Genomic DNA, 19,605 nt, shown 5'->3' with positions numbered 1-19,605 from the left:
GTTCCCCCTCAGAGCGTGAGCCGGGCGCCGAGACCGGCGGCCTCGGCGTGGGCGTGGATGCGGTCGGCCACGGCGACGTCCAGGATCGACATCCCGAACGGGTTGCTGATCACGATCTCGTCCGGGTCGCGGCGGCCCGGGTGCCCTCCGGTGAGCACGTCGCCGAGCGTTCCGTCGACGCGGCGGGCCCCGGGGCGGGCGGTGACTCCTTCCCTGGGGGTGCCGTCGGGGCCGAGCAGGGTGCCCGCCCGGTGCATCCGGCCGAGCAGCCGGCGCGGGTCGTCCCGGACCAGGCTCCAGTCGTCGACGAGCACCGTGCCGGCGGCGAGCACCGCCGCCTCGGTGAGGTCGTCCAGCGAGACGTGGCAGACGAGCGTGCCGGGGCGCAGCCAGTCCGGTTCGATGTAGCCCCGGGTCACGGTGGTGACGGGTACGACGACCTCGGCGTCCCGTACCGCCTCCCGCGGGCCGTCGGCGACCACCGTCTCGACGTCCGCCGCGCCGGGCAGCGAGGCGATGCGGTGGGCGGCGGACTTCGCGCGGTCGGGCGCCACGTCGTACAGCGTGATGCGGCCCAGGGTGGGCACGGTGCGCAGCAGCAGCGCCGCGTGGGCCTGGGCGAGCGCGCCGCAGCCGAGGAGCGCCAGTCGCCGCGGGTTTTCCACCGCGAGGTGGCGCACGGCGAGCGCGGTGACCGCGGCGGTGCGCATCGCGCTGATGTAGGCGGCCTCCATCAGGGCGAGGGGGCGGGCGGTCTCGGGGTCGAGGAGCAGGGTGAAGCCCTGGGAGCGGGGCATTCCGCGTTCCGGGTTGCCGATCGAGGCGTTGATCGTCTTCATCCCGATGACCGGGGGCCGCCCGTCCCTGGTCAGGGCGCCGGGCATGGCCAGCAGTCTGGCCGAGTCGCCCTGCGGGGTGGTCCAGCCGAGGTACGCCTCCTCGGGGAGGACCGACTGTCCGGCGGCGTGCAGCCGGAGCGCCTGGGCCACCGCCTCCACGATGTCCACGTCGCGGGCGGCCTCGATGACGTCCGCGCGGGTCAGGTAGCGGAAGTGGCTGTCGGGGTAGTGCTCGAAGTCCATGGCGGGCGGAACTCCTTGGCGAGAGGGGCGGTCGGGGTGGTGCGGGGGTGGTCAGTGGCCGGTGCCGTGCGGCTCCCGGATCATCACGAAGGGGACGAGCGCGCCGAGCAGCAGCACCAGGGCGAGCGCGATCCAGCCGGCCGTGCCCAGGGCGAGGACGACCCCGGTCATCAGCACCGGTCCCGCGACCCGGTTGGCCACGGTGCGGCTGGTGTTGAACAGCACCAGGTACGCGCTGCGCGCCCCTTCCGGCGCCAGGTCGAAGGAGAGGGTCCACGAGGCGCCGACCTGGAGCAGTTCGGCGAACGTCAGCAGGACGACGGCGGCGGCGAGCACCAGCAGCGCCTCCCGGGTCGCGAGGCCGGGCGCGGCGGCGAAGGCCAGGGCGCCGCCGGCGAGCAGCAGTGCCGCGGTCGCATAGGAGAGCCAGGCCCGGCGCGGGGTGCCGTAGCAGCGGTTGAGCGGGTACTGGAGGGCGATGCACAGCACGGTGTTGACGGCGTAGAGGATGCCGACGTAGCGCTCCGGCACGTCCGTCCTGGTGACGAGCCACAGCGGGAAGGCCACGTTGAGCACCGGCATCCAGAGCGACACCAGCGCGTTGTACGCGGTGAAGCCCAGCAGGCGGCGGTCCTTCAGCAGCGCCGCCACGCCGGTGCTGCGGGTGACCTCCCCGACCTCCTCGCGCCGTGCGGTGGCGTACACCGCGGCCACCAGTACGTAGGCGAGGGCGCCGCCGATCAGCAGCGGCCGGAAGGCTCCCGGAGCGCCGGAGCCCAGGGCGACCCCGGCGATGAGTCCGCCCAGGCTGATGCCCAGGTTGACGACGGTGCGCTGGACGGCCATCACCTTCGCGCGCAGGCTCTGCGGGGTGCGAGCGCCGACGTACGCCTGGACCAGCGGGGGCGAGGACTGTTCGGTGACGGCGACGAGGGCGACCACGAGGAGGAAGCTCCACCAGCCGTCGACCCACAGGTAGCCGGCGGTGGCCAGGGCGCGCAGCAGCATCACGCCGATCAGCACCGGCTTCGGTCCGAAACGGCCGGCCAGCCGGGCGACGGGCACGGCGGTGGCGACGGCCACGGCGCCGCCGATGGTGAGGCCGGTGCCGACGGCCGAGGTGCTGAGGTGGGCGACCTTGACGAAGTAGATGGTCGAGACGGCGAGGAACAGTCCCGTTCCGGTCCACTCGATCAGCGTGGCGCCCTGCACCAGCGGCAGGTACTGCCGGTGGCCGCGGTCCGTCCGCCGTGGGTCGAGGGTGGTGGTGCCCATGTTCAGTGCTCCTGGTGCTTTCGGTCGAAGAAGAGACCTTCACTGCGCAGGTGTTCCACAGCGGCGGTGATCTCCTTGGCCACGCCCTGTTCTGTCGCCCAGTCGTCGGAGTAGAGGGTGTCGCGGTACTTGCCGCCGCCGTCGGCGGCCAGGCACACCGAGAGCCGGTCGTCGGGGCCGTCGTCCTCCCGGTCGGCCAGCATGGCGCGCACGGCGCAGCCGCTGGAGCCGCCGAGGGCGAGTCCCACGTCCTCGACGAGGATCCGGCAGACGGCGATGGCCTCGATGTCGTCGACGTGCACGGCGCGGTCGTAGCTGTGCGGCGCCGTCAGGAAGGTGGACGGCCGGCTGGCCCCGATGCCCGGTATGAGGCGGCGTCCCGCGCTGCCCGCGACGGCCAGTGAGCCGCGTACGTCCACGGCGACCGCGGCGACGTCGGGCCGGTGCTCGCGCAGGTGCGCGCCGATGCCGGCGAGGGTGCCGCCGGTGGAGACCGGTACGTAGACGGCGTGGAGGTCCGCTCCGGCCTGTCCGGTGAGCTCGGGGCCCGTGACGCGGCGGTGGATCTCGGGGGCGGCCCAGTTCTCGTACTGGTCGGGCCAGCGGTATCCGGGGTGTTCCGCGCACAGTTCGCGCACCCGGCGCAGCCGGCTGAGCAGGTAGCCGCCCCGGCCGTCGGGTTCGTCGACGACGAGGACCCGGGCGCCCCGGTCGGTGAGCATGCGGCGGGTGGCGTGCGGGGTCTTCGGGTCGACCACCGCGAGGAAGTCGCAGCCGAGGGCGGGCAGCATCCGGGCCAGGGCCAGGCCGAGGTTGCCGGAGGTGGATTCCACCACCACCGTGCCCGGGGTGAGCGGTCGTTCGTCGTGCAGCGCCCGCAGCAGTCCGACGGCGCTGCGGTCCTTCACCGATCCGGTGGGGCCGCGCGATTCGAGTTTCAGTCCCAGACGTCGCACACGGCCCCGGTGGGCGACGTCCAGGCGGAGTAAGGGGGTCCGGAAAAGGGCCCGCGCCAGGACGGGTTCGACACGTGACACTGCTTCTCCCTGTACGGGGCGTCGTTGACCATTCCGAGGGACCGGCCGGCCGGGCTCACTGCGCGTTCCAGACCTTATGCGCGAGGTTCCCGATGTCACCACGGCACCGTCCGTACTCATCAATACTCTTGGCGAAAAGCTGACTTGACGCTCCATCAACAAGAATTACCGGAGTGTTACAGCCCCCGGAGCGGACGTCGGCGCCGGGCGGTTGCCCCCCGGCCGGAGCCGGGGCGGGGCCAGCGAATTGGCCGGTTCGAGCGCCTTGGCGTCCCGTGGATCCGCCTGCGCGCGGCGGCCGTGCGGCACCCCTCGCCGGCGGAGGAGACGCGGAGCCGTACGCCCCCTCTCCCGAGGGCCTGTTATCTTTGCGTGACTTCGCGCCGCAACTCTCGGTCATGCTTTGGCCTTTGCTGCGGCGGAGTCACGGGGTGAAACACCCGACCACTGCACGTGCACAGGCGCCGTCGCGATGCGCGACGGACCTGGACTGCCATGGCTGGACGGAATGACGCAGCAGAACATGCGGGGCAGGACGAGACGGGCCGCCCGGGCGGCACTGACCCAGGGAACGGGGCGCCGCAAGCAGGCGAGACGTGCGCGCGGCCGCCGGCTGCGCAGGCCGGACTACCCACGTGCGGGCCGTCAGGGCTGGCGGCGCTGGGTGCCCTCGTGGCGGCTGGTCCTGGGTTCGTTCCTGACGTTCGCCGCGACGCTGGCGGCCGTGGTGGGCATCGCCTACGCGCGTACGGAGATCCCCGAGGACCTCAACGCGTTCGCCACCCAGCAGGACACCGTCTACTACTGGGCCGACGGCACCCCCATGGCCCGCACCGGCTGGGTGAGCCGCCAGGAGATGCCCCTGTCGAAGATCCCCGACCACGTGCGGTGGGCCGTGCTCGCGGCGGAGAACGCGGACTTCTACTCCGACCACGGCATATCGGCCCAAGGACTCACCCGCGCGCTGTGGCGCACGCTCAGTGACGGGGACACCCAGGGCGGCTCCACCATCACCCAGCAGTACGTCAAGAACGTCTATCTGACGCAGGACCGCTCCTTCTCGCGGAAGTTCACCGAGATGCTGCTGGCGGTCAAGCTGGACCGCAACATGACCAAGGACAAGATCCTCCAGGAGTACCTGAACACCAGCTGGTTCGGCCGCGGCACCTACGGTCTCCAGCGGGCCGCGCAGGCGTACTACGGCAAGGAGGTCACCGAACTCGACGCCAGCGAGGGCGCATTCCTCGCCTCCCTGCTCAAGGGGGCCTCGCTCTACGATCCGGCGGTCAACCCCCGCAACCGGGCGCGGGCCGTCGAGCGGTGGGAATGGACCCTGGACCGCATGGTGCAGATCGGCAGGCTGAGCCGGGCCGAACGTGCGAAGTACACCACCTTCCCCGACCCGAAGCCGCCGCACGGACTCAGCGGCACGAGCGGGCAGAACGGTTATCTCGTCCAGCTCGCCGAGTCCTACGCCAAACGGGCCGGGCACATCTCCGACGCGCGCTTCGACCTCGGCGGCTACCAGATCTACACGACGTTCGAGAAGCCCCGGACGACCGCGCTGGCCCGGGCGGTGCGCGAGGCGCGCGACGCGCTCGACCCGAAGCGGCGCAAGGAGGACCGGCACGTACGGTTCGGGGCCGCGTCCGTCGCCCCGGACGGCCGCATCCTCGCCGTGTACGGCGGCCCCGACTTCGAGCGCCAGGCCTTCAACGAGTCCAACGCGAGCACCGTCCCGGCCGGTTCGGCGTTCACCCCGTTCGTCTACGCCGCCGGTCTCCAGCACGGAATCACGCGCGAACGCAACGGTCCGCGCGTCCCCATCACCCCGTCGACGGTGTACGACGGCGACGACGGCATCCCGGTCATGACCCCCGAGGGCCCCTACTGGGACCGCAGCGGGAAGACGGTCAAGGGCGAAAACGACGGCGACCGCTCCTACGGCCGCATCAGCCTGCACGACGCCATGGTCAAGTCCGTCAACTCCCCCTTCCTCCAGCTCGGCATGGACACGGGCCTGAAGCAGGTCCGCAGCACCGCGGAGGCGTCGGGGCTGCTCCCGTCGAGCTTCGGCCCGCCCGTTCCGGCGTTCGCGATGGGCAACTCGAGGCCCAGCGCCATCCGCATGGCCGACGCGTACGGCACGTTCGCGGCCCACGGCCTGCACACGGACCCGTACTCGGTCAGCAGGGTCACCCGCAACGGCACCCGGGTCCGGCTCGACCTGCCCCGGCCCAGGCGCGCCGTCCGGTCCGACGTCGCCGACGAGGTGACCGCGGCACTCACCCGGGCCGGGAACGGGAAGAACGGTGTCGTCACCGCACCGGTCGCGGTCAAGAACGGCACCACCGCGGACGACACCGCGCGCTGGCGCGTCGGGTACACCCCTGCCGTGTCCACCGCCGTCGTCGTGTACCGCATGGACCTGAACCGGAGCCTCGCGCCCCTGCCGCTCAAGGGGCTGGGCGGTGCCTCGGCGGGCGACCGGGACTTCCCGGCCCGGATCTGGAAAACCTACACGGAAGCCGTGACGAAGTGACAAGAGCCAGAGCGAAATCCGCGTCCCGCCGCAAACGGGACCGCCTCACCCCCCGGGTCGCCCTGGGAATCGCCGCGTGCCTCGTGGTGGCGGGTTCCGCGGCCGCCGTCCCGCTGCTGTCCGACGACGACGGGGACGACCGGAACCCGGAACGGCCCACCCGCACCGTCGCCGCGCCGACCCCCACCAGCCAGGACGTCCGCGACGCCAAGAAGGAGGAGCAGGAGGAGAAGTGGGACGGCAAGGTCAGGATCCTGGGGGACGGCTCCACGTCCTACACCGGACCGCAGCCGGGCCGGCCGAAGGCGAAGCGCCTGAAGCCGGGTGAACGGCCGCCCCAGTTCGTGGTGTTCTCCTGGGACGGCGCGCTGGAGGGCGACGACCGGATGTTCTCGCGCTTCCGCCGCGTGGCGAAGGAGAGCAACGCGCACATGACGTTCTTCCTCACCGGCATCTACCTGCTCCCGAAGGAGAAGCGGAACCTCTACCGGCCGCCCCGGCACGAGACCGGGGCCGCCGCGATCTCCTACCCGACGCGCGAGCACATCCGCACGACACTGGAGCAGCTCGGCGGCGCCTGGCGGGAGGGACACGAGATCGGGTCCCATTTCAACGGCCACTTCTGCGAGAAGAAGGGCGGCGGGGAATGGAACAAGAACGAATGGACCAGCGAGATCAGCCAGTTCTACTCCTTCGTCCAGAACTGGAAGACGAACACCGGCTTCACCGACCTCGATCCGCTGCCGTTCGACCCCACCCGTGAGGTCGTCGGCGGCCGGGCCCCCTGCCTGGAGGGCCAGAAGACCCTGTTGTCCGCCCTCAAGCCCTTCGGCTGGCGCTACGACGCGAGCTCCCCGGGGGACTTCCAGATCTGGCCCTCGAAGAAGAACGGCATCTGGGACCTGCCGCTGCAGATGCTGCCGTTCCCCGGCAAGGACTTCCAGGTGCTGTCCATGGACTTCAACTTCCTCTACAACCAGTCGAAGGGCAGCACCGAGGGCGATCCGGCGAAGTACCAGCAATGGCGCAAGGAGGCCCGTGACTCGTACCTCGCGGGCTTCGAGCGGGTGTTCCACGGGAGCCGCGCGCCGATGTTCATCGGGAACCACTTCGAGGACTGGAACGGGGGGATCTACATGGACGCCGTCGAGGACACGATGCGCGAGATCTGCCCCCGCAAGGAAGTCCGCTGCGTCTCCTTCCGCGAGCTGACCGACTGGCTCGACGCCCAGGACCCCGAGGTCCTCGCCCACTGGCGGACGCTCGACCCCGGCCAGCCCGCGAGCTGGAAGCAGTGACCGAGGGGTGCGGCCGGGCGTGCTCGCGCCCGGCCGCACCCGCCCCGTCCACCCTGCGAGCGTCCTCTCCGCGAGTGTGCGCAGGGCCGACTTGATCTCCTCCACGCCCCGGCCCCGCTGGTACGCGAAGAGCTCGGGCGCCAGGGGAGCCAGCAGGATGTCGACGAGCGCGTCGGGGCCCGGCACCCCCGCCTCCTTGACGAGCATGCGGACATGCGCGTGCCAGAAGCCGTACGCCCCGGTGGCGAACCGGGCGGAACCGGACTCGGCGCCCAGGGTGAGATGGACGTGCTGCTCCAGCAGGTCGGTCATCGCCGCGTAGAAAGCGGCCAGCCGCTGCGGGGGTGGGGCCCCGGTCCCAGGGGCGGCCGACCGCCCAGCAACTTCTCCTGGAGCGATCGCTCGTGCTCGTCGAGGAGCGCCGTGGCGATGGACGGGATGTCGGGGTACCGCCGGTAGAGCGTGCCCCGCCCCGCACCGGCCTCCCGGGCGATGGCATCCGTCTCACCCTGCGCGGATCCCCCTCGGCGAAGAGCCGGGCGGCCGCGCGCGGTACGCCGGAGGCGGTGAGGGGGCCGGCTCGTGTGGTGCCCCGCGGCCGTACCGGCCGGGCCCCGGTCACCGCACGGCCCGGAGCCGGCGTCGCTCAGGGTTTGAGACTGCCGACGACGTCGGCCGTGGCCGCCAGGCTGTCCTGGATGGCCGGCGCCATGCTCGTGCTCGCGAGGAAGAACCCGAGCAGGGCGCAGACCAGCGCATGCGAGATCTTCAATCCGCCGTTGCGGAGAAAGATCACCGCGAGGATCAGCAGTAGCAGCACCAGTGAGATCGAAATGGCCATGGCCAACCTCCTCCGCCGCGCCGGAATGCGGCATTCGGCCGCCAGTGTGGCGCAGCGGAGGAGCCCTCCGGACCACCGGCGTGTCCGCCATCCGGGTGTTGACTGACCGTCACGTCCGGGGCGGTGCGTCCGGTGTGCCGCCAAAGCAGGCAGCCCTGGTCCGACCGTTCCGGTCGCGGGTGCGCAGGAAACGCTCCGGGCCGGTCGGATCATCGGTGTTGAGGCGGTCGACCCCGGCGGCCGGCGGCTCCGTCCGGGCCGCCTCCCGCGCCGCTCCCGGCGTGTCGGGAACGGCCCGGAGGCGGACGCGTCGGCCGTCGCGGCAGGTCGTGGCGACGGGTGGGGGCGGTTTGTTCCGTGCGGCCGCGGGGAAAGGGCCCGCCCGACGACCGCAGCCCGTCTTGGCGCGGCCCGCCCGGCGCGGCCTGTCTGGCGCCGCTCCTCTGGCGCCGCCCCTCTGCCGTCGCCGATCGACGCGGTCTCCGGGCCCGGCCCCCCGGTGCGGGGCGCGGAGTCACCCGGTGGGGCCCACGGACTCCTGCGGTGCGCCCGGCCCGAAGCACTCCCGCCAGCCGACCGTACGGTCGCACCAGCGTTCCAGCAGCATCCGGTCGTGGCCGACGGCCAGCAGTCCGGCCCCGGACTCCTTCCGGTAGGACTCGACGACCGACACCAGCGCGGCGGTCGTCGACGCGTCGAGCATCGCGGTCATCTCGTCGCAGATCAGCCAGCGCGGCCGCAGCACCAGCGCCCTCGCCAGGCAGGCGCGCTGCAACTGCCCGTCGCTCACCTCGTGCGGGCGGCGGCCGAGCAGTTCGGCCGTGAGACCGACGGCGGGTGCCAGTTCGGCCACCCGGTCCGGCACCTGCGCGCGACGGCCGGTGGCCCGCAGCGGCTGGGCGATGATCTCGCGCAGGGTGAGCCGGGGGTCGGCGGCGAGCCGGGGCTGCTGGAAGACGACGCCGACGGCGGTGCGCTGCGCACGCGGGGCGGCGTGCCGCCAGCCGCGTACCGGTTCGCCGTCGAGCACGACCGTGCCCGCGTAGGGGCGGTGCAGCAGTGCGGCGACCCTCGCCAGGGTGGACTTGCCGCAGCCGCTCGGGCCCAGCAGTCCGACCGACTCCCCCGCCGCGATGCTCAGCGACGCCTCGCGGACGACGGGGTCGCGGGGGGCGTATCCGGCGGTGACACGGGTGAGTTCAAGCACGGTCCGGCTCCTTCTCGTCCGCCCGCACACCGTGGTGGCAGGCCAGAGCGCCGTCGAACGGGGGCAGTACGGCACACCGGTCGTCGGCACGCCCGCAGCGGGCCGCGAACGCGCACCCCTCGGGAAGCGCCCCGAGCTCCGGCGGCATGCCGGGGATCGGTTCGAAGGCACGCTCCGGCAGGGCGTCCAGGAGGCCGCGCGCGTACGGGTGGCGCGGTCCCGGCCCGCCGAAGAACCGGGCGGCGTCGGCGAGTTCGACGATGCGGCCCGCGTACATCACGGCGACCCGGTCGGCGATCCGCTCGGCCGCGGCGAGGTCGTGGGTGATGAGCAGAAGCGCCCGGCCGCCGTCGATGTGTCGGCGCAGTTCGTCGACGGTCCGCTCGACGAGGTCGCGGTCGAGGCCGGTGGTGGGTTCGTCGGCGAGGAGCAGGGGCGCGTCGCCGATCAGGGCGAGCGCGGTCGCGGCCCGCTGGGCGAGGCCGCCGGAGAGTTCGTGCGGATACCGGTCGAGGTGCCCGGCCGGGAACGAGGCACGGGCGGCGGCCCGTTCGGCGGCCGGGCGCAGGCCGGGCCCGCGGGTGCCGGTCAGTTCGCGCAGGGTCTCCTCGATCTGGGCGCGCACGGTGCGGACCGGGGTGAGGTGGGCGGCGGGGCTCTGCGGTACGAGGCCGATGCGGCGGCCCCGTACCGTGCGGGCGAGGGTCCGTTCGTCGGCGGCGATGAGGTCGGTGCCGTCGCCGAGCAGCGCCGATCCCGAGGTCCGGGCGTTGCCGGGGAGCAGTCCCAGCAGTGCGGAGGCCAGCACGGACTTGCCGCAGCCGCTCTCGCCGACCAGGGCCAGGCACTCCCCCGCCGCGAGGTCGAAGCGCGCGTCGTCGACGGCGGCGATGTGCCGACCGCCGCGCATCCGGAAGCGCACGGAGAGGCCGCGGACGGAGAGCACCGGTGTCTTCGGTCCCGAGGGGGTCGTCACAGCATCAGCTCCGATCGGCGACGCGGGTTGATCCGCTCCCGCCAGGCCCCGGCGAGGCCCGCCAGCGCGAGGGTCGGAACGATCAGGAACAGGCCGGGGAAGAGCGTCGGCCACCAGTCCCCCGCGAGCAGCGAACCGCGGGCCGTCTGCACGAGGTTGCCCAGGCTCGCCTGGTGGGTGGGCAGTCCGAGTCCCAGGAAGGACAGGGCCGACTCGTGCCACATGGCGTGCGGCACCATGAGCACCGCGGCGAGGCCGGCCTGCGGGAGCACGGCGGGCAGCAGATGGCGGACGACGACCCGGCCGCGCGAGGCGCCGCCGGAGATCGCCGCGTCGATGAACGGGCGGGAGCGCAGCGACAGCACCTCGGCGCGGACGATCCTGGCGGTCGAGAGCCAGTGGGTGAGGGCGACGGACACGATCACCGGGCCGACGCCGGGCCGGAACATCGCGACGATGAAGATGCCCAGCAGCAGGTGCGGCACGGACGAGAAGGTGTCCACGAGCCGCATGACGACGCGGTCGGTCCAGCCGCCGAACGCCGCTGCCAGCGCGCCGACCGCGGTCCCGATGACGGTGGCGGTGAGTCCCGCGACGACCCCGACGAGCAGCGAGACCCGGAGCCCGTAGACGCAGCGCAGCAGCAGGTCGCGCCCGACGTCGTCGGTGCCGAACGGGTGCTCCCAGGACGGTGGCCGGAGCTTGGCGGTGAGGTCCACGGCCTGCTGGTCGAGCTGGACCAGGGGCGGCACCAGGAGGACCGCGAGCAGTACCGCGCCGACGATCCCGGCGGAGGCGGCCACTCGGACGCGGCGGGTGGTCCGGCGTGCGGAGGCCGGGGCGGTGTCAGCCATCGAAGCCCACCCTCGGGTCGGCGATCGCGTACAGCAGATCGGAGAGGAGGTTGCCGAGCACGACGGCCGCGGTGGCGAGCACCGTGAGCGCGGCGAGCAGCGGGAAGTCGACGGAGGTGGCGGCCTGCACGGTGGCGGCGGCGATGCCCGGCCAGCTGAAGACCGTCTCGACGAGCAGGGCGCCGGTGATGAGTTCGGGGACGCGGGAGCCGATGAGGGTGAGCATCGGCAGCATTCCGGACCGCAGGGCGTGGCCGAGCAGTACGGTGCGTTCGCGCAGTCCGCGGGCGCGGGCGCCGCGCACCGGATCCTCGTCGAGCGCGTCCGCGACGCCCTGCCGCACGTAGAGGAAGAACCACGGCAGCTGGGAGATGCCGAGCACGGCCGCGGGGAGCACCAGATGAGTGGCGACCTGCCCGGCGGTGACGGTGTCGCTGGCCGCGTCGGTGAGGCCGCCGGCCGGAAGCACGTCGAGTTCCAGGGCGAAGAGCCAGATGGCGAGCAGTCCGAGCCAGAAGGCCGGGGCGGCCTCGAGAGTGTACGCGGCGGAGCTGACGCACCGGTCGAGCAGGCGGCCGGGCCTGCGTGCGGCCAGCACGCCGAGGGCCGTGCCGAGGACCACGGCGATGGTGAAGGCGGTCGCGGCGAGCAGTACGGACCAGCCCAGGCGTTCACCGATGACGTCGGCGACCGGCTGGCGCATCACGGCGGATTCGCCGAGGTCGCCGCCGAGCGCGGAGGTCAGCCAGTTCCACCAGCGGCTCACGAGCGGCTGGTCGACGCCGAGGTTGGCCCGCAGCTGGTCGAGGTTCTCCTGCGAGGCGGTGAGGCCGGCCGTGCCGGCGTATGCCTTGACCGGGTCGAAGGGGGAGGCGGCGGCGACGGCGAAGACGCCGAACGTCACGGCGACCAGGACGGGGACGGCGAGCAGGGCCCGCCGTCCCGCCATCCTGCCCATCGGCCCCCAGGGGAGGCGGTGGTTCACTTCTTCGGCGTCCAGTCCTCGACGTTCCACCACGGGCCGGATGCCAGTCCGTGGTCGTGCGGTTCGACCTGGGTGGTGAGGGGGCCGAAGCGGTCCTTCACGACGTAGAGGTGGTCGATGTGGGTGAGGAAGGTGTAGCCGGGGTTCTTCACCAGTTCGCGCTGAACGGTGTCGTAGGCGGCCTTGCGTTCGGCTTCGTCACCGCTTCTGCGGCCCGCTTCGAGGGCCCGGTCCACGGTCTTGTTGTCGTACCACGCCATGTTGTTGAAGCCGTCGCCCGCGAGCGAGGACTTCAGCAGCGTGTACTGGTCGAAGTCGGGGTCGGCGGGCGATCCGCCGCCCGCGAGGACGGCGTCCTGCTTCATCCGGGGCTCGATGACCTCCCAGGTCCCGGCCTGGGTGGTGATGTCGATGCCGGCCTTCTTGGCGTCGGAGGCGTAGGCGAGCGCGTGGTCCTGGCGCAGCTTGTCACCGGTGAGGTACCAGAGCGGGAAGGCGGCGCGTACGCCGTTCCTGGTGCGGATGCCGTCCTTGCCGGGCTTCCATCCGGCCTCGTCGAGGATCTTCTTCGCGGCGGCGAGGTCGTGGGGGCGTTCGGTGCCCTTGGTGAACCATGCGCTGTCGGTGGGCACGGGTCCGTAGGCGGGCCTGCCCTCGCCGTTGAGGAGGGAGTCGACCATGGCCTTCCGGTCGACGGCGATGTCGAGGGCGCGCCGGACGGCGATGTCGCCGGTGACCTCGTTGTGGGTGGGCAGGGTCACGGTGCGGTAGTCGTACGTCGTGGCGGCGTACGTCCGGGTGCCGCTGTCGCGGGCGAAGCCCTTGGCCAGGTTGGGCGGCAGGATCGCGCCGTCGAGTTCGCCGGAGCGCAGCCGGGTGGCGCGTACGTCGTCGTCCTTGATGATCGCCATGGTGAACTTCTTCACCTTCGGCGCGCCGCCCCAGTAGTGGGGGTTGGCCCTGAAGGCGATCTTCTCGCCCTTGGACCACTTGGTGAGCAGGTACGGTCCGGTGCCTATGGGGTGGGTGGTGAAGGGGCCGGTGTTGACGTCCTGCTTGCCCGCGACGTGTTCGGGTGCGATGGGCAGGACGGTGCGCTGGGCGAAGGGCGCGTAGGGGTATTTGAGGGTGAAGACGACGGTGTCGTCGCCGGTCGCCTCGACGCTCTTCACCGCGTCGAGTTCGGTGCGGGAGGCGTTGTTGGTCTTCTCGTCGAGGATGGTCCGGTAGGTGAAGACCACGTCCTTCGCGCCGAACGGCTTGCCGTCGCTGAACTTCACGCCCTTGCGGAGGCGGTACGTGTACGTCAGTCCGTCGTCGCTCACCTCGGGCAGGGCGGTGGCGAGCGCGGGCCGCAGCTTCATGTCGGCGTCGAGGGTGAGCAGCCCGTCGAAGATCTTGGAGTTGCCGTCCTTGCCGTAGCCGAGCAGCGGGCTGAGGCTGTCGGGTTCGTAGGCGATGCCGACCACCGCCGAGTCCCCCGCGCCCGATCCGGAGCCGCCGCCGTCCGGGCCTCCCGGTTGCGAGCAGGCCGTCGCGGTCGCCAGCAGTACCGTCGCCAGTGCCGCGGCGGCCGCTCCCCGTATCGATCGGGCCGTCATACCCTGCACTCCTTATTGAAGATCGAATATTATTGCGAACCTTTCGCAATTAAACAGCAGGTAAGGGGTGCTCGGTACCCCCGCGGGGCGGCGGAACAAGGAAGCGGAGGCGCGTCTTCACGCGCCTCCGCTCCAAGTCCCTTGCCCCGGTGAGCCGTTCCTTCCTCCTCCGTTACGGCGCGGGCAGTTCCATGAGTTCGGCAACAGTTTCCCGGTGGTGTCCGGCGCTGCCGTACGCGATCGAGTCGGCCTTGGCGCGCTTGAGGTAGAGGTGCGCCGGGTGTTCCCAGGTCATGCCGATGCCGCCGTGCAGCTGGACGCACTCCTCCGCGGCGTGCACGGCGACCTTCGAGCAGTACGCCTGCGCGACGGCCACCGCCAGCGGCGTGTCGGGGCTCGCGGTCGCGAGGGCGTCCGCGGCGTTGCGCGCGGCGGCGCGGGCCGACACGATCTCCAGCCAGAGCTGCGCCATGCGGTGCTTGAGGGCCTGGAACGAGCCGACGGGCCGGTTGAACTGGTGCCGTTCACGGGTGTGCCGAACCGTCTCGGTCAGGCACCACTCGGCGAGTCCGAGCTGTTCGGAGGCGAGCAGTCCGGCACCCGCCAGCAGCCCCCGCTCCACGGCCCGTACCGCGGACGCGCCGTCGGCCAGGCGGGTCCCGGCCGCCGGAGCGAGGGTCACGGTGGCGAGCGGGCGGGTGAGGTCGAGCGGTACGAGCGGCTCGACCGCGACTCCCTCGGCGCCGGTCTCCACCGCGTACAGGCCGTCGGTGGCGGGCACCAGCAGCACGTCGGCGGCGGGCGCGTCGGCGACGCCGGTCACCGTGCCCTCCAGCGTGTCGCCCGTCACGCCGACCGGTCGCACGGCGCCGGGTCGCGCGGCGGAGAACGGCACGACGAGGACCGCGGCCCTGCGGCCCGCGGCGAGGTCGCCCAGGAGCTCGACGACGGGCCCGCCCTGGGCGTCCAGCGCGAGGAGGGTCTCGGTGGCCACGACCGCGCTGGTCAGGTACGGCACGGGGGCGACGCTGCGGCCCAGTTCCTCCAGCACCACCGCGGCCTCGCGATGCGTCGCGCCCTGGCCGCCCAGCCGTTCCGGCACCAGCAGCCCGGCGGTGCCGATGTCGGCGGCGAGGCCCTGCCAGAGCCGTGGATCGTACGGTGTGTCGGACTCGATGCGGCCGAGGACCGTCGGCGCGTCGCACCGGTCGGCGAGCAGTGCGCGCACCGCCGCCCGCAGGTCGTCCTCGGTCTCGGAGTACAGCAGGTCGGGTACGGGGGTCTCTTCGGTCGGTGCCGCGGTCATCGGGCCAGGTCCTTCCAGGCGACGTCCTTGTCGTTGCGCGGCTCGGCGGGCAGGCCGAGGACGCGCTCGGCGACGATGTTGAGCAGCACCTCGCTGGTGCCTCCCTCGATGGAGTTGCCCTTGGAACGGAGGTAGCGGTAACCGGCGTCGCGTCCGGTGAAGTCGACCAGTTCCGGGCGGCGCATGGTCCAGTCCTCGTACAGCAGCCCCTCGTCGCCCAGGAGTTCGACCTCCAGCCCGCTGATCTCCTGGTTGAGCCGGGCGAAGGAGAGCTTCATGCCGGAGCCCTCGGGGCCGGGCTGTCCGGCGACGAGCTGCTGGCGCAGCCGGAGACCGGTGAACCTGGCCACCTCGGCCTCGACCCAGAGGGTCAGCAGCCGCTGGTGGAGGTCGTGGGTGCGCAGTTCGGGGCGTTCGCGCCAGGTGCGGGCGACCGTGCCGATCATGCCGCCCTCGCGCGGGACGGCGGCGCCGCCGATGGAGACCCGCTCGTTCATCAGCGTGGTCTGCGCGACCTTCCAGCCCTCTCCGACGGGGCCCAGGCGCCTGCTGTCCGGGATGCGCACGCCGGTCAGGAAGACCTCGTTGAACTCGGCCTCGCCGGTGATCTGGCGCAGCGGCCTGACCTCGACGCCGGGGTCGGTCATGTCGCAGATGAAGTAACTGATGCCGCGGTGCTTGGGCAGGTCCGGGTCGGTGCGGGCGATGAGGATCGCCCAGCGGGCCAGGTGGGCGCTGGACGTCCAGACCTTCTGTCCGTCGACCACCCAGTCATCGCCGTCGCGGACGGCGCGGGTGGCCAGTGCCGCGAGGTCGGAGCCCGCGCCCGGTTCGCTGAAGAGCTGGCACCAGACCTCCTCGCCGACCCACAGCGGGCGCAGGAAGCGCCGCTTCTGCTCCTCGGTGCCGTAGCGGAGGAGGGTGGGGGCGGCCATGCCGAGGCCGATGCCGATCCGGCGCGGGTCGTTGTCGGGGGCGCCCGCGGCGGCGAGTTCGGCGTCCACGACGGACTGCAGGGAGCGTGGCGCGTCGAGGCCGCCGAGGCCCACCGGGTAGTGCACCCAGGCGAGTCCGGCGTCGAAGCGGGCCCTGAGGAAGTCGGTGCGGTCGGTGGTGGCCGGGGGGTGTGCGGCGAGCAGGTCCCGGGTGCGGCGGCGCAGTCCGGCCGCGTCGGGGGCGGTCATCGGGCGGCTCCCGCCGGGAGGACGACGATCCGGCCGGTGCTGGTGCCGTCGGCGACGCGCTGGACGGCCTTCGCGGCCCCGGCGAGCGTGACCCGCTCGCTGACCAGCGGTTTGACGGTGCCCTGTGCCGCGAGCCGGGTCAGCTCGTCGTGGCAGGCGCGGACCGCGGCCGGGTCCTCGGTGTTGTACAGGCCCCAGTGGAGGCCGAGGATCGAGTAGTTCTTGACCAGGGCGTGGTTCAGCGCCGGGGTGGGGATGACGCCGCTCGCGAAGCCGACGACGACCACCCGGCCCTCGAAGGCGACGCACTTGACGGACTTGGCGTAGGCGTCGCCGCCGACCGGGTCGTACACCACGTCGGCGCCGCGTCCGCCGGTGGCCTCCTTGACGGCGGCGACGATGTCCTGGGTGTGCCGGTCGACGACCAGGTCGCAGCCGAGGTCCGCGGCGGTCCTCGCCTTTTCGGCGCCGCCGACGACGCCGATGACGGTGGCGCCCGCGGCCTTGCCGAGCTGGACGGCCGCGCTGCCGACGCCGCCGGCCGCCGCGTGGACGAGGAGGGTCTCGCCGGCCCGGAGGTTCGCCCTGCGGTGCAGGCCGAACCAGCCGGTCTGGTAGCCGATGTGCAGGGCGGCGGCCTCGGCGTCGTCCAGGGCCTCGGGCACGGGCAGCAGGGCCGCCTCGTCCGCGACGACGTACTCGGCGAACCCGCCGTTCGGCAGGGCGGGGGTGGCGAGCACCCGGCGCCCGTCCGGCGTCCTGCCGCAGACCTCCACGCCGGGGGTGAAGGGCAGCGGCGGACGCACCTGGTACTGGCCGCGGCAGAGCAGCGCGTCGGGGAAGTTGACGTTCGCCGCGAGCACCTCGAGGAGCACCTGGCCGTCGCCGGGCGTGGGCCGGTCGGCCTCCTCCAGTCTCATCACCTCGCTCGGCTCGCCGTTCCGGTGCACTCGCCATGCCTGCATGAGGGGCCTCCACAACACTGTCGGCATTACCACTGCTCCGGCGCATACTAAGCGGTCGCTTGCCTCCGTGGGAACAACCTGCCGGATCCGCTCCCGACCACTCCGACCCCACGTGCCCCCCGGCGCCGCGCCGCGTTCCCTCGACGCCCCTCGGCGTAGCGCACGTCTCACCGGGGACCTGAATACCCCCCGGGGTATTGATGCTAATCTGGACCGGAGATACCCCCCGGGGTAAAGCACCACAGAAGGAGCCGTGTCGTGTTCTTCGTCGACCCCGTCGAGACAGCGGGCCCCGCTGCCCGCCATCCGGCCGGCGGGCAGCGGGCCGAGGGGGCCCGGCAGGTCTTCCGCGCACCCGCCGGCCGGGGCGTCGGCGCCGCCGGCTCCCGCTCCGGCGGGAACCCGTCCGCGCGCGACCGGTGCGGGGCTGCGGGCCGCGTCTCATGACCGCGCTGATAGTGGCCCTGGTCGCCGGTACGGTGGTCGGTCTGGCGCTCGGCGGGCTGGGCGGCGGCGGGAGCGTGCTCGCCGTTCCCGCGTTGATCTACCTGCTCGGCTTCACCCCGGCCGAGGCCACCACCGCCGGACTGCTCATCGTTATCGTGACCTCCCTCACCGCACTGGTCGCCCACGCCCGGGAGGGCCGGGTCCGCTGGCGCACGGGAGGGCTCTTCGCGGCGGCCGGGATCGTTCCGGCCGCGGTCACCGGAGCCCTGTCGATGCGGATCCCGTCCGGGGTGCTGACGGCAGGGTTCGCCGTGCTCGCGGTGGTCGCCGCGACGCGGATGCTCCGCCCCCGCGCCGAACCGGCAAAGGCCGGGGAGGGCGCGGCCCCCGCGCCGGCCGGCCGGGTCGCGCGGACGGGGGCCGGGCTCGGCGCGGTGACCGGCTTCCTCGGTGTGGGCGGCGGGTTCCTCGTGGTGCCCGCACTGGTCGCCGTGGTCGCCGTCCCGATGACCTCGGCAGTCGGCACCAGCCTGCTGGTCATCACGGTGAACTCCGTGGCCGCGCTGGCCACCCGCCTCGCCACGCCCACCGCGCTGGACTGGGCGACGATCGCCCCCTTCACGGCGGCGGCGGTGCTCGGCGCCTGGGACGGGAAGCGGCTCGCCGCGAAGGTGTCCACGGCCGCCCTGCAACGGATCTTCGGCGCGGTGCTGCTGGCCGTGGCCGTGTTCATGCTCATCGACTCCGTGGCATGACCCGCGCCCCCGGTCGGCCCGGCCGCACCGCGACCGGCCCGGTCGGTCCCGGGGCCGGCCGGGCCGGCTCAGGACCAATCGGCCCGAACACTCGGTCCCGGGCGGGCTCGGCCCGGGACCGCTCGGGGCTGCCCGAGCCCGCTCAGGCCAGCGAGAGGAAGAGCTTCTCCAGCCGGGCCCGCATCTGCTCACGGTCCTCGGGGCCGTGACCCCCGTCGGCCATGCAGTGCTGCAGCCCCGTCGCGATGATCGCGAAACCGGCCCGGTCGAGCGCCCGGGACACGGCCGCCATCTGCGTGATCACGTCCTCGCAGTCCCGGCCCTCCTCGATCATCTTGATGATCCCGGCGAGCTGGCCCTGCGCACGGCGAAGGCGGTTGAGGACCGACTTCAGTTCGTCGGCCGCCATGTCAAGTTCCACATCATCCTCCTGATACCCCAAGGGGTATTCTAGCCCGACCGGGGAAGGAAGGACCGCCTCCCTCCCGAGCCCCGGTGGACGAAAGGAAACCCTGCTCGTGACCAGCCCCGCTTCCCTCTCCCCCGCCCAGACCGCGGCCCGCCTCGCGGAGTTCACCGTCATCGACGTGCGGGCTCCGGGCGAGTACGCCTCCGGGCACGTCCCCGGCGCGCTGAACATCCCGCTGGACCGCCTCCCGGAGGCCGTGCCCGCGCTGAAGTCCGCCGCGGCCCGCGGCCCGCTGCTCATGGTGTGCGCCTCCGGCGTGCGCTCCACCCGGGCCTGCGACATCCTCGCCGCGGCCGACATCGATGCCCTGACCCTGTCCGGCGGCACCTCCGCCTGGGAGGGCGAGGGCCGGGTGCTCGACCGCCCCGCCGGGGCCCGCACGACCTGGCCGATGGAGCGTCAGGTGCGGCTCGCCGCCGGGTCGCTCGTGGTGGCCGGACTGCTCGCCGGAGCGCGCTTCCCGGCCGCGAGGTGGATCTCCGCCGGCGTCGGCTCCGGTCTGGTGTTCTCCGCCGTGACCAACACCTGCGGCATGGCGGCGGCCCTGTCGCGGCTGCCGTACAACCGTGCGCCGCGCGCGGCCACCGATCTGGACACGACGCTGGCCGCCCTCCAGCGCTGAACCCCGGCGCGCCGGGGACTGCGGCGACACGCCCGGAACGGTGGAGGGGCCGGTCACGCGCACCGCGTGACCGGCCCCACCGTTCTCCGCCGCCCTGACCGGGCACCGCCCGGGGCGCTGTCCCCCGAGCCACCCGTGCGTCGCCCCGACCCGTGCGTC

The 19,605-nt window shown here is 72.9% G+C and carries 19 protein-coding genes; 6 read left to right on the top strand and 13 right to left on the bottom strand.

Annotated elements, in window-relative coordinates; genetic code table 11:
• Positions 1-8: 8 nt before the first annotated feature.
• From OCT49_RS32740 to OCT49_RS32730, 3 genes are read right to left on the bottom strand one after another with little or no spacing between them, the layout of a single operon-like run.
• Complete coding sequence (locus OCT49_RS32740) at positions 9-1,082, bottom strand: ornithine cyclodeaminase family protein (protein WP_283855411.1); 1,074 nt, start codon at positions 1,080-1,082, stop codon at positions 9-11.
• A 51-nt stretch (positions 1,083-1,133) separates the two neighbouring features.
• Positions 1,134-2,357 (bottom strand): MFS transporter, encoded by a 1,224-nt coding sequence (locus tag OCT49_RS32735; RefSeq protein ID WP_283855410.1) that lies wholly within the window; start codon positions 2,355-2,357, stop codon positions 1,134-1,136.
• A 2-nt stretch (positions 2,358-2,359) separates the two neighbouring features.
• Positions 2,360-3,394 carry a pyridoxal-phosphate dependent enzyme gene (locus OCT49_RS32730; protein ID WP_283855409.1) on the bottom strand — a complete coding sequence of 345 codons (1,035 nt, stop codon included), beginning with the start codon at positions 3,392-3,394 and terminating at the stop codon, positions 2,360-2,362.
• A 472-nt stretch (positions 3,395-3,866) separates the two neighbouring features.
• On the opposite strand from OCT49_RS32730, the gene OCT49_RS32725 reads away from it, so the two are divergent.
• The 3 genes from OCT49_RS32725 (at position 3,867) to OCT49_RS39915 (ending at position 7,693) form a co-directional block, all read left to right on the top strand.
• A complete protein-coding gene (locus OCT49_RS32725) occupies positions 3,867-5,936 on the top strand; it encodes a transglycosylase domain-containing protein (protein WP_283855408.1) in 2,070 nt (689 codons plus the stop codon).
• Complete coding sequence (locus OCT49_RS32720; RefSeq protein ID WP_283855407.1) at positions 5,933-7,234, top strand: polysaccharide deacetylase family protein; 1,302 nt, start codon at positions 5,933-5,935, stop codon at positions 7,232-7,234. The genes OCT49_RS32725 and OCT49_RS32720 overlap by 4 nt, the downstream gene beginning before the upstream one ends.
• Before the next feature lie 213 nt (positions 7,235-7,447).
• The gene (locus tag OCT49_RS39915; RefSeq protein WP_349632814.1) at positions 7,448-7,693 is read left to right on the top strand and encodes a hypothetical protein; all 246 of its coding nucleotides are present in this window, start codon (positions 7,448-7,450) and stop codon (positions 7,691-7,693) included.
• A 187-nt stretch (positions 7,694-7,880) separates the two neighbouring features.
• Here the strand turns inward: OCT49_RS39915 and OCT49_RS32710 are convergent, their stop codons facing one another.
• The 9 genes from OCT49_RS32710 to OCT49_RS32670 all read right to left on the bottom strand — a co-directional run bounded on the left by OCT49_RS32710 (position 7,881) and on the right by OCT49_RS32670 (position 17,153).
• The gene (locus OCT49_RS32710; protein WP_283855406.1) at positions 7,881-8,075 is read right to left on the bottom strand and encodes a hypothetical protein; all 195 of its coding nucleotides are present in this window, start codon (positions 8,073-8,075) and stop codon (positions 7,881-7,883) included.
• 514 nt (positions 8,076-8,589) lie between these two features.
• On the bottom strand, positions 8,590-9,282 hold the full coding sequence (locus tag OCT49_RS32705) for an ABC transporter ATP-binding protein (RefSeq protein ID WP_283855405.1): 693 nt from the start codon (positions 9,280-9,282) through the stop codon (positions 8,590-8,592).
• Positions 9,275-10,192 carry an ABC transporter ATP-binding protein gene (locus tag OCT49_RS32700; protein ID WP_283856015.1) on the bottom strand — a complete coding sequence of 306 codons (918 nt, stop codon included), beginning with the start codon at positions 10,190-10,192 and terminating at the stop codon, positions 9,275-9,277. The genes OCT49_RS32705 and OCT49_RS32700 overlap by 8 nt, the downstream gene beginning before the upstream one ends.
• A gap of 62 nt (positions 10,193-10,254) precedes the next feature.
• Complete coding sequence (locus OCT49_RS32695) at positions 10,255-11,112, bottom strand: ABC transporter permease (protein ID WP_283855404.1); 858 nt, start codon at positions 11,110-11,112, stop codon at positions 10,255-10,257.
• A complete protein-coding gene (locus OCT49_RS32690) occupies positions 11,105-12,070 on the bottom strand; it encodes an ABC transporter permease (RefSeq protein WP_283856014.1) in 966 nt (321 codons plus the stop codon). The genes OCT49_RS32695 and OCT49_RS32690 overlap by 8 nt, the downstream gene beginning before the upstream one ends.
• Before the next feature lie 23 nt (positions 12,071-12,093).
• On the bottom strand, positions 12,094-13,698 hold the full coding sequence (locus tag OCT49_RS32685) for an ABC transporter substrate-binding protein (RefSeq protein WP_283855403.1): 1,605 nt from the start codon (positions 13,696-13,698) through the stop codon (positions 12,094-12,096).
• 172 nt (positions 13,699-13,870) lie between these two features.
• Positions 13,871-15,004 (bottom strand): acyl-CoA dehydrogenase family protein, encoded by a 1,134-nt coding sequence (locus OCT49_RS32680; protein ID WP_283855402.1) that lies wholly within the window; start codon positions 15,002-15,004, stop codon positions 13,871-13,873.
• Positions 15,001-16,188 (bottom strand): acyl-CoA dehydrogenase family protein, encoded by a 1,188-nt coding sequence (locus OCT49_RS32675; protein WP_283855401.1) that lies wholly within the window; start codon positions 16,186-16,188, stop codon positions 15,001-15,003. Before OCT49_RS32675 ends, OCT49_RS32680 begins: the two co-directional genes overlap by 4 nt.
• A complete protein-coding gene (locus tag OCT49_RS32670; RefSeq protein ID WP_283855400.1) occupies positions 16,185-17,153 on the bottom strand; it encodes an NADPH:quinone oxidoreductase family protein in 969 nt (322 codons plus the stop codon). The genes OCT49_RS32675 and OCT49_RS32670 overlap by 4 nt, the downstream gene beginning before the upstream one ends.
• A 258-nt stretch (positions 17,154-17,411) precedes the next feature.
• On the opposite strand from OCT49_RS32670, the gene OCT49_RS32665 reads away from it, so the two are divergent.
• On the top strand, positions 17,412-17,600 hold the full coding sequence (locus tag OCT49_RS32665) for a hypothetical protein (protein WP_283855399.1): 189 nt from the start codon (positions 17,412-17,414) through the stop codon (positions 17,598-17,600).
• The gene (locus OCT49_RS32660) at positions 17,597-18,355 is read left to right on the top strand and encodes a sulfite exporter TauE/SafE family protein (RefSeq protein WP_283855398.1); all 759 of its coding nucleotides are present in this window, start codon (positions 17,597-17,599) and stop codon (positions 18,353-18,355) included. Before OCT49_RS32665 ends, OCT49_RS32660 begins: the two co-directional genes overlap by 4 nt.
• A 142-nt stretch (positions 18,356-18,497) precedes the next feature.
• Here OCT49_RS32660 and OCT49_RS32655 read toward each other — a convergent pair whose 3' ends face one another.
• Entirely contained in the window at positions 18,498-18,776 is a 279-nt protein-coding gene (locus tag OCT49_RS32655) for a metal-sensitive transcriptional regulator (RefSeq protein ID WP_148840581.1), read from the bottom strand.
• Between the two features lie 97 nt (positions 18,777-18,873).
• Here OCT49_RS32655 and OCT49_RS32650 point away from each other — a divergent pair, with 97 nt between their 5' ends.
• Entirely contained in the window at positions 18,874-19,446 is a 573-nt protein-coding gene (locus OCT49_RS32650) for a rhodanese-like domain-containing protein (RefSeq protein WP_283855397.1), read from the top strand.
• The last annotated feature ends 159 nt before the right edge of the window (positions 19,447-19,605 follow it).

The sequence above is a fragment of the Streptomyces sp. ML-6 genome, from assembly GCF_030116705.1.
Taxonomy (GTDB): Bacteria; Actinomycetota; Actinomycetes; order Streptomycetales; family Streptomycetaceae; genus Streptomyces.
The sequence above is the reverse complement of the archived record's forward strand: the minus strand, read 5'-3'. Positions and strand labels throughout refer to the sequence as shown.

Bases quoted from the DNA above. Each gene is read 5' to 3' on its own strand.
- OCT49_RS32740 (WP_283855411.1), bottom strand. From the start codon at position 1,082: ATGGACTTCGAGCACTACCCCGACAGCCACTTCCGCTACCTGACCCGC.
- OCT49_RS32735 (WP_283855410.1), bottom strand. From the start codon at position 2,357: ATGGGCACCACCACCCTCGACCCACGGCGGACGGACCGCGGCCACCGG.
- OCT49_RS32725 (WP_283855408.1), top strand. From the start codon at position 3,867: ATGCGCGACGGACCTGGACTGCCATGGCTGGACGGAATGACGCAGCAG.
- OCT49_RS39915 (WP_349632814.1), top strand. From the start codon at position 7,448: ATGCGCGTGCCAGAAGCCGTACGCCCCGGTGGCGAACCGGGCGGAACC.
- OCT49_RS32710 (WP_283855406.1), bottom strand. From the start codon at position 8,075: ATGGCCATTTCGATCTCACTGGTGCTGCTACTGCTGATCCTCGCGGTG.
- OCT49_RS32700 (WP_283856015.1), bottom strand. From the start codon at position 10,192: ATGCGCGGCGGTCGGCACATCGCCGCCGTCGACGACGCGCGCTTCGAC.
- OCT49_RS32695 (WP_283855404.1), bottom strand. From the start codon at position 11,112: ATGGCTGACACCGCCCCGGCCTCCGCACGCCGGACCACCCGCCGCGTC.
- OCT49_RS32690 (WP_283856014.1), bottom strand. From the start codon at position 12,070: ATGGGCAGGATGGCGGGACGGCGGGCCCTGCTCGCCGTCCCCGTCCTG.
- OCT49_RS32685 (WP_283855403.1), bottom strand. From the start codon at position 13,698: ATGACGGCCCGATCGATACGGGGAGCGGCCGCCGCGGCACTGGCGACG.
- OCT49_RS32680 (WP_283855402.1), bottom strand. From the start codon at position 15,004: ATGACCGCGGCACCGACCGAAGAGACCCCCGTACCCGACCTGCTGTAC.
- OCT49_RS32675 (WP_283855401.1), bottom strand. From the start codon at position 16,188: ATGACCGCCCCCGACGCGGCCGGACTGCGCCGCCGCACCCGGGACCTG.
- OCT49_RS32670 (WP_283855400.1), bottom strand. From the start codon at position 17,153: ATGCAGGCATGGCGAGTGCACCGGAACGGCGAGCCGAGCGAGGTGATG.
- OCT49_RS32660 (WP_283855398.1), top strand. From the start codon at position 17,597: ATGACCGCGCTGATAGTGGCCCTGGTCGCCGGTACGGTGGTCGGTCTG.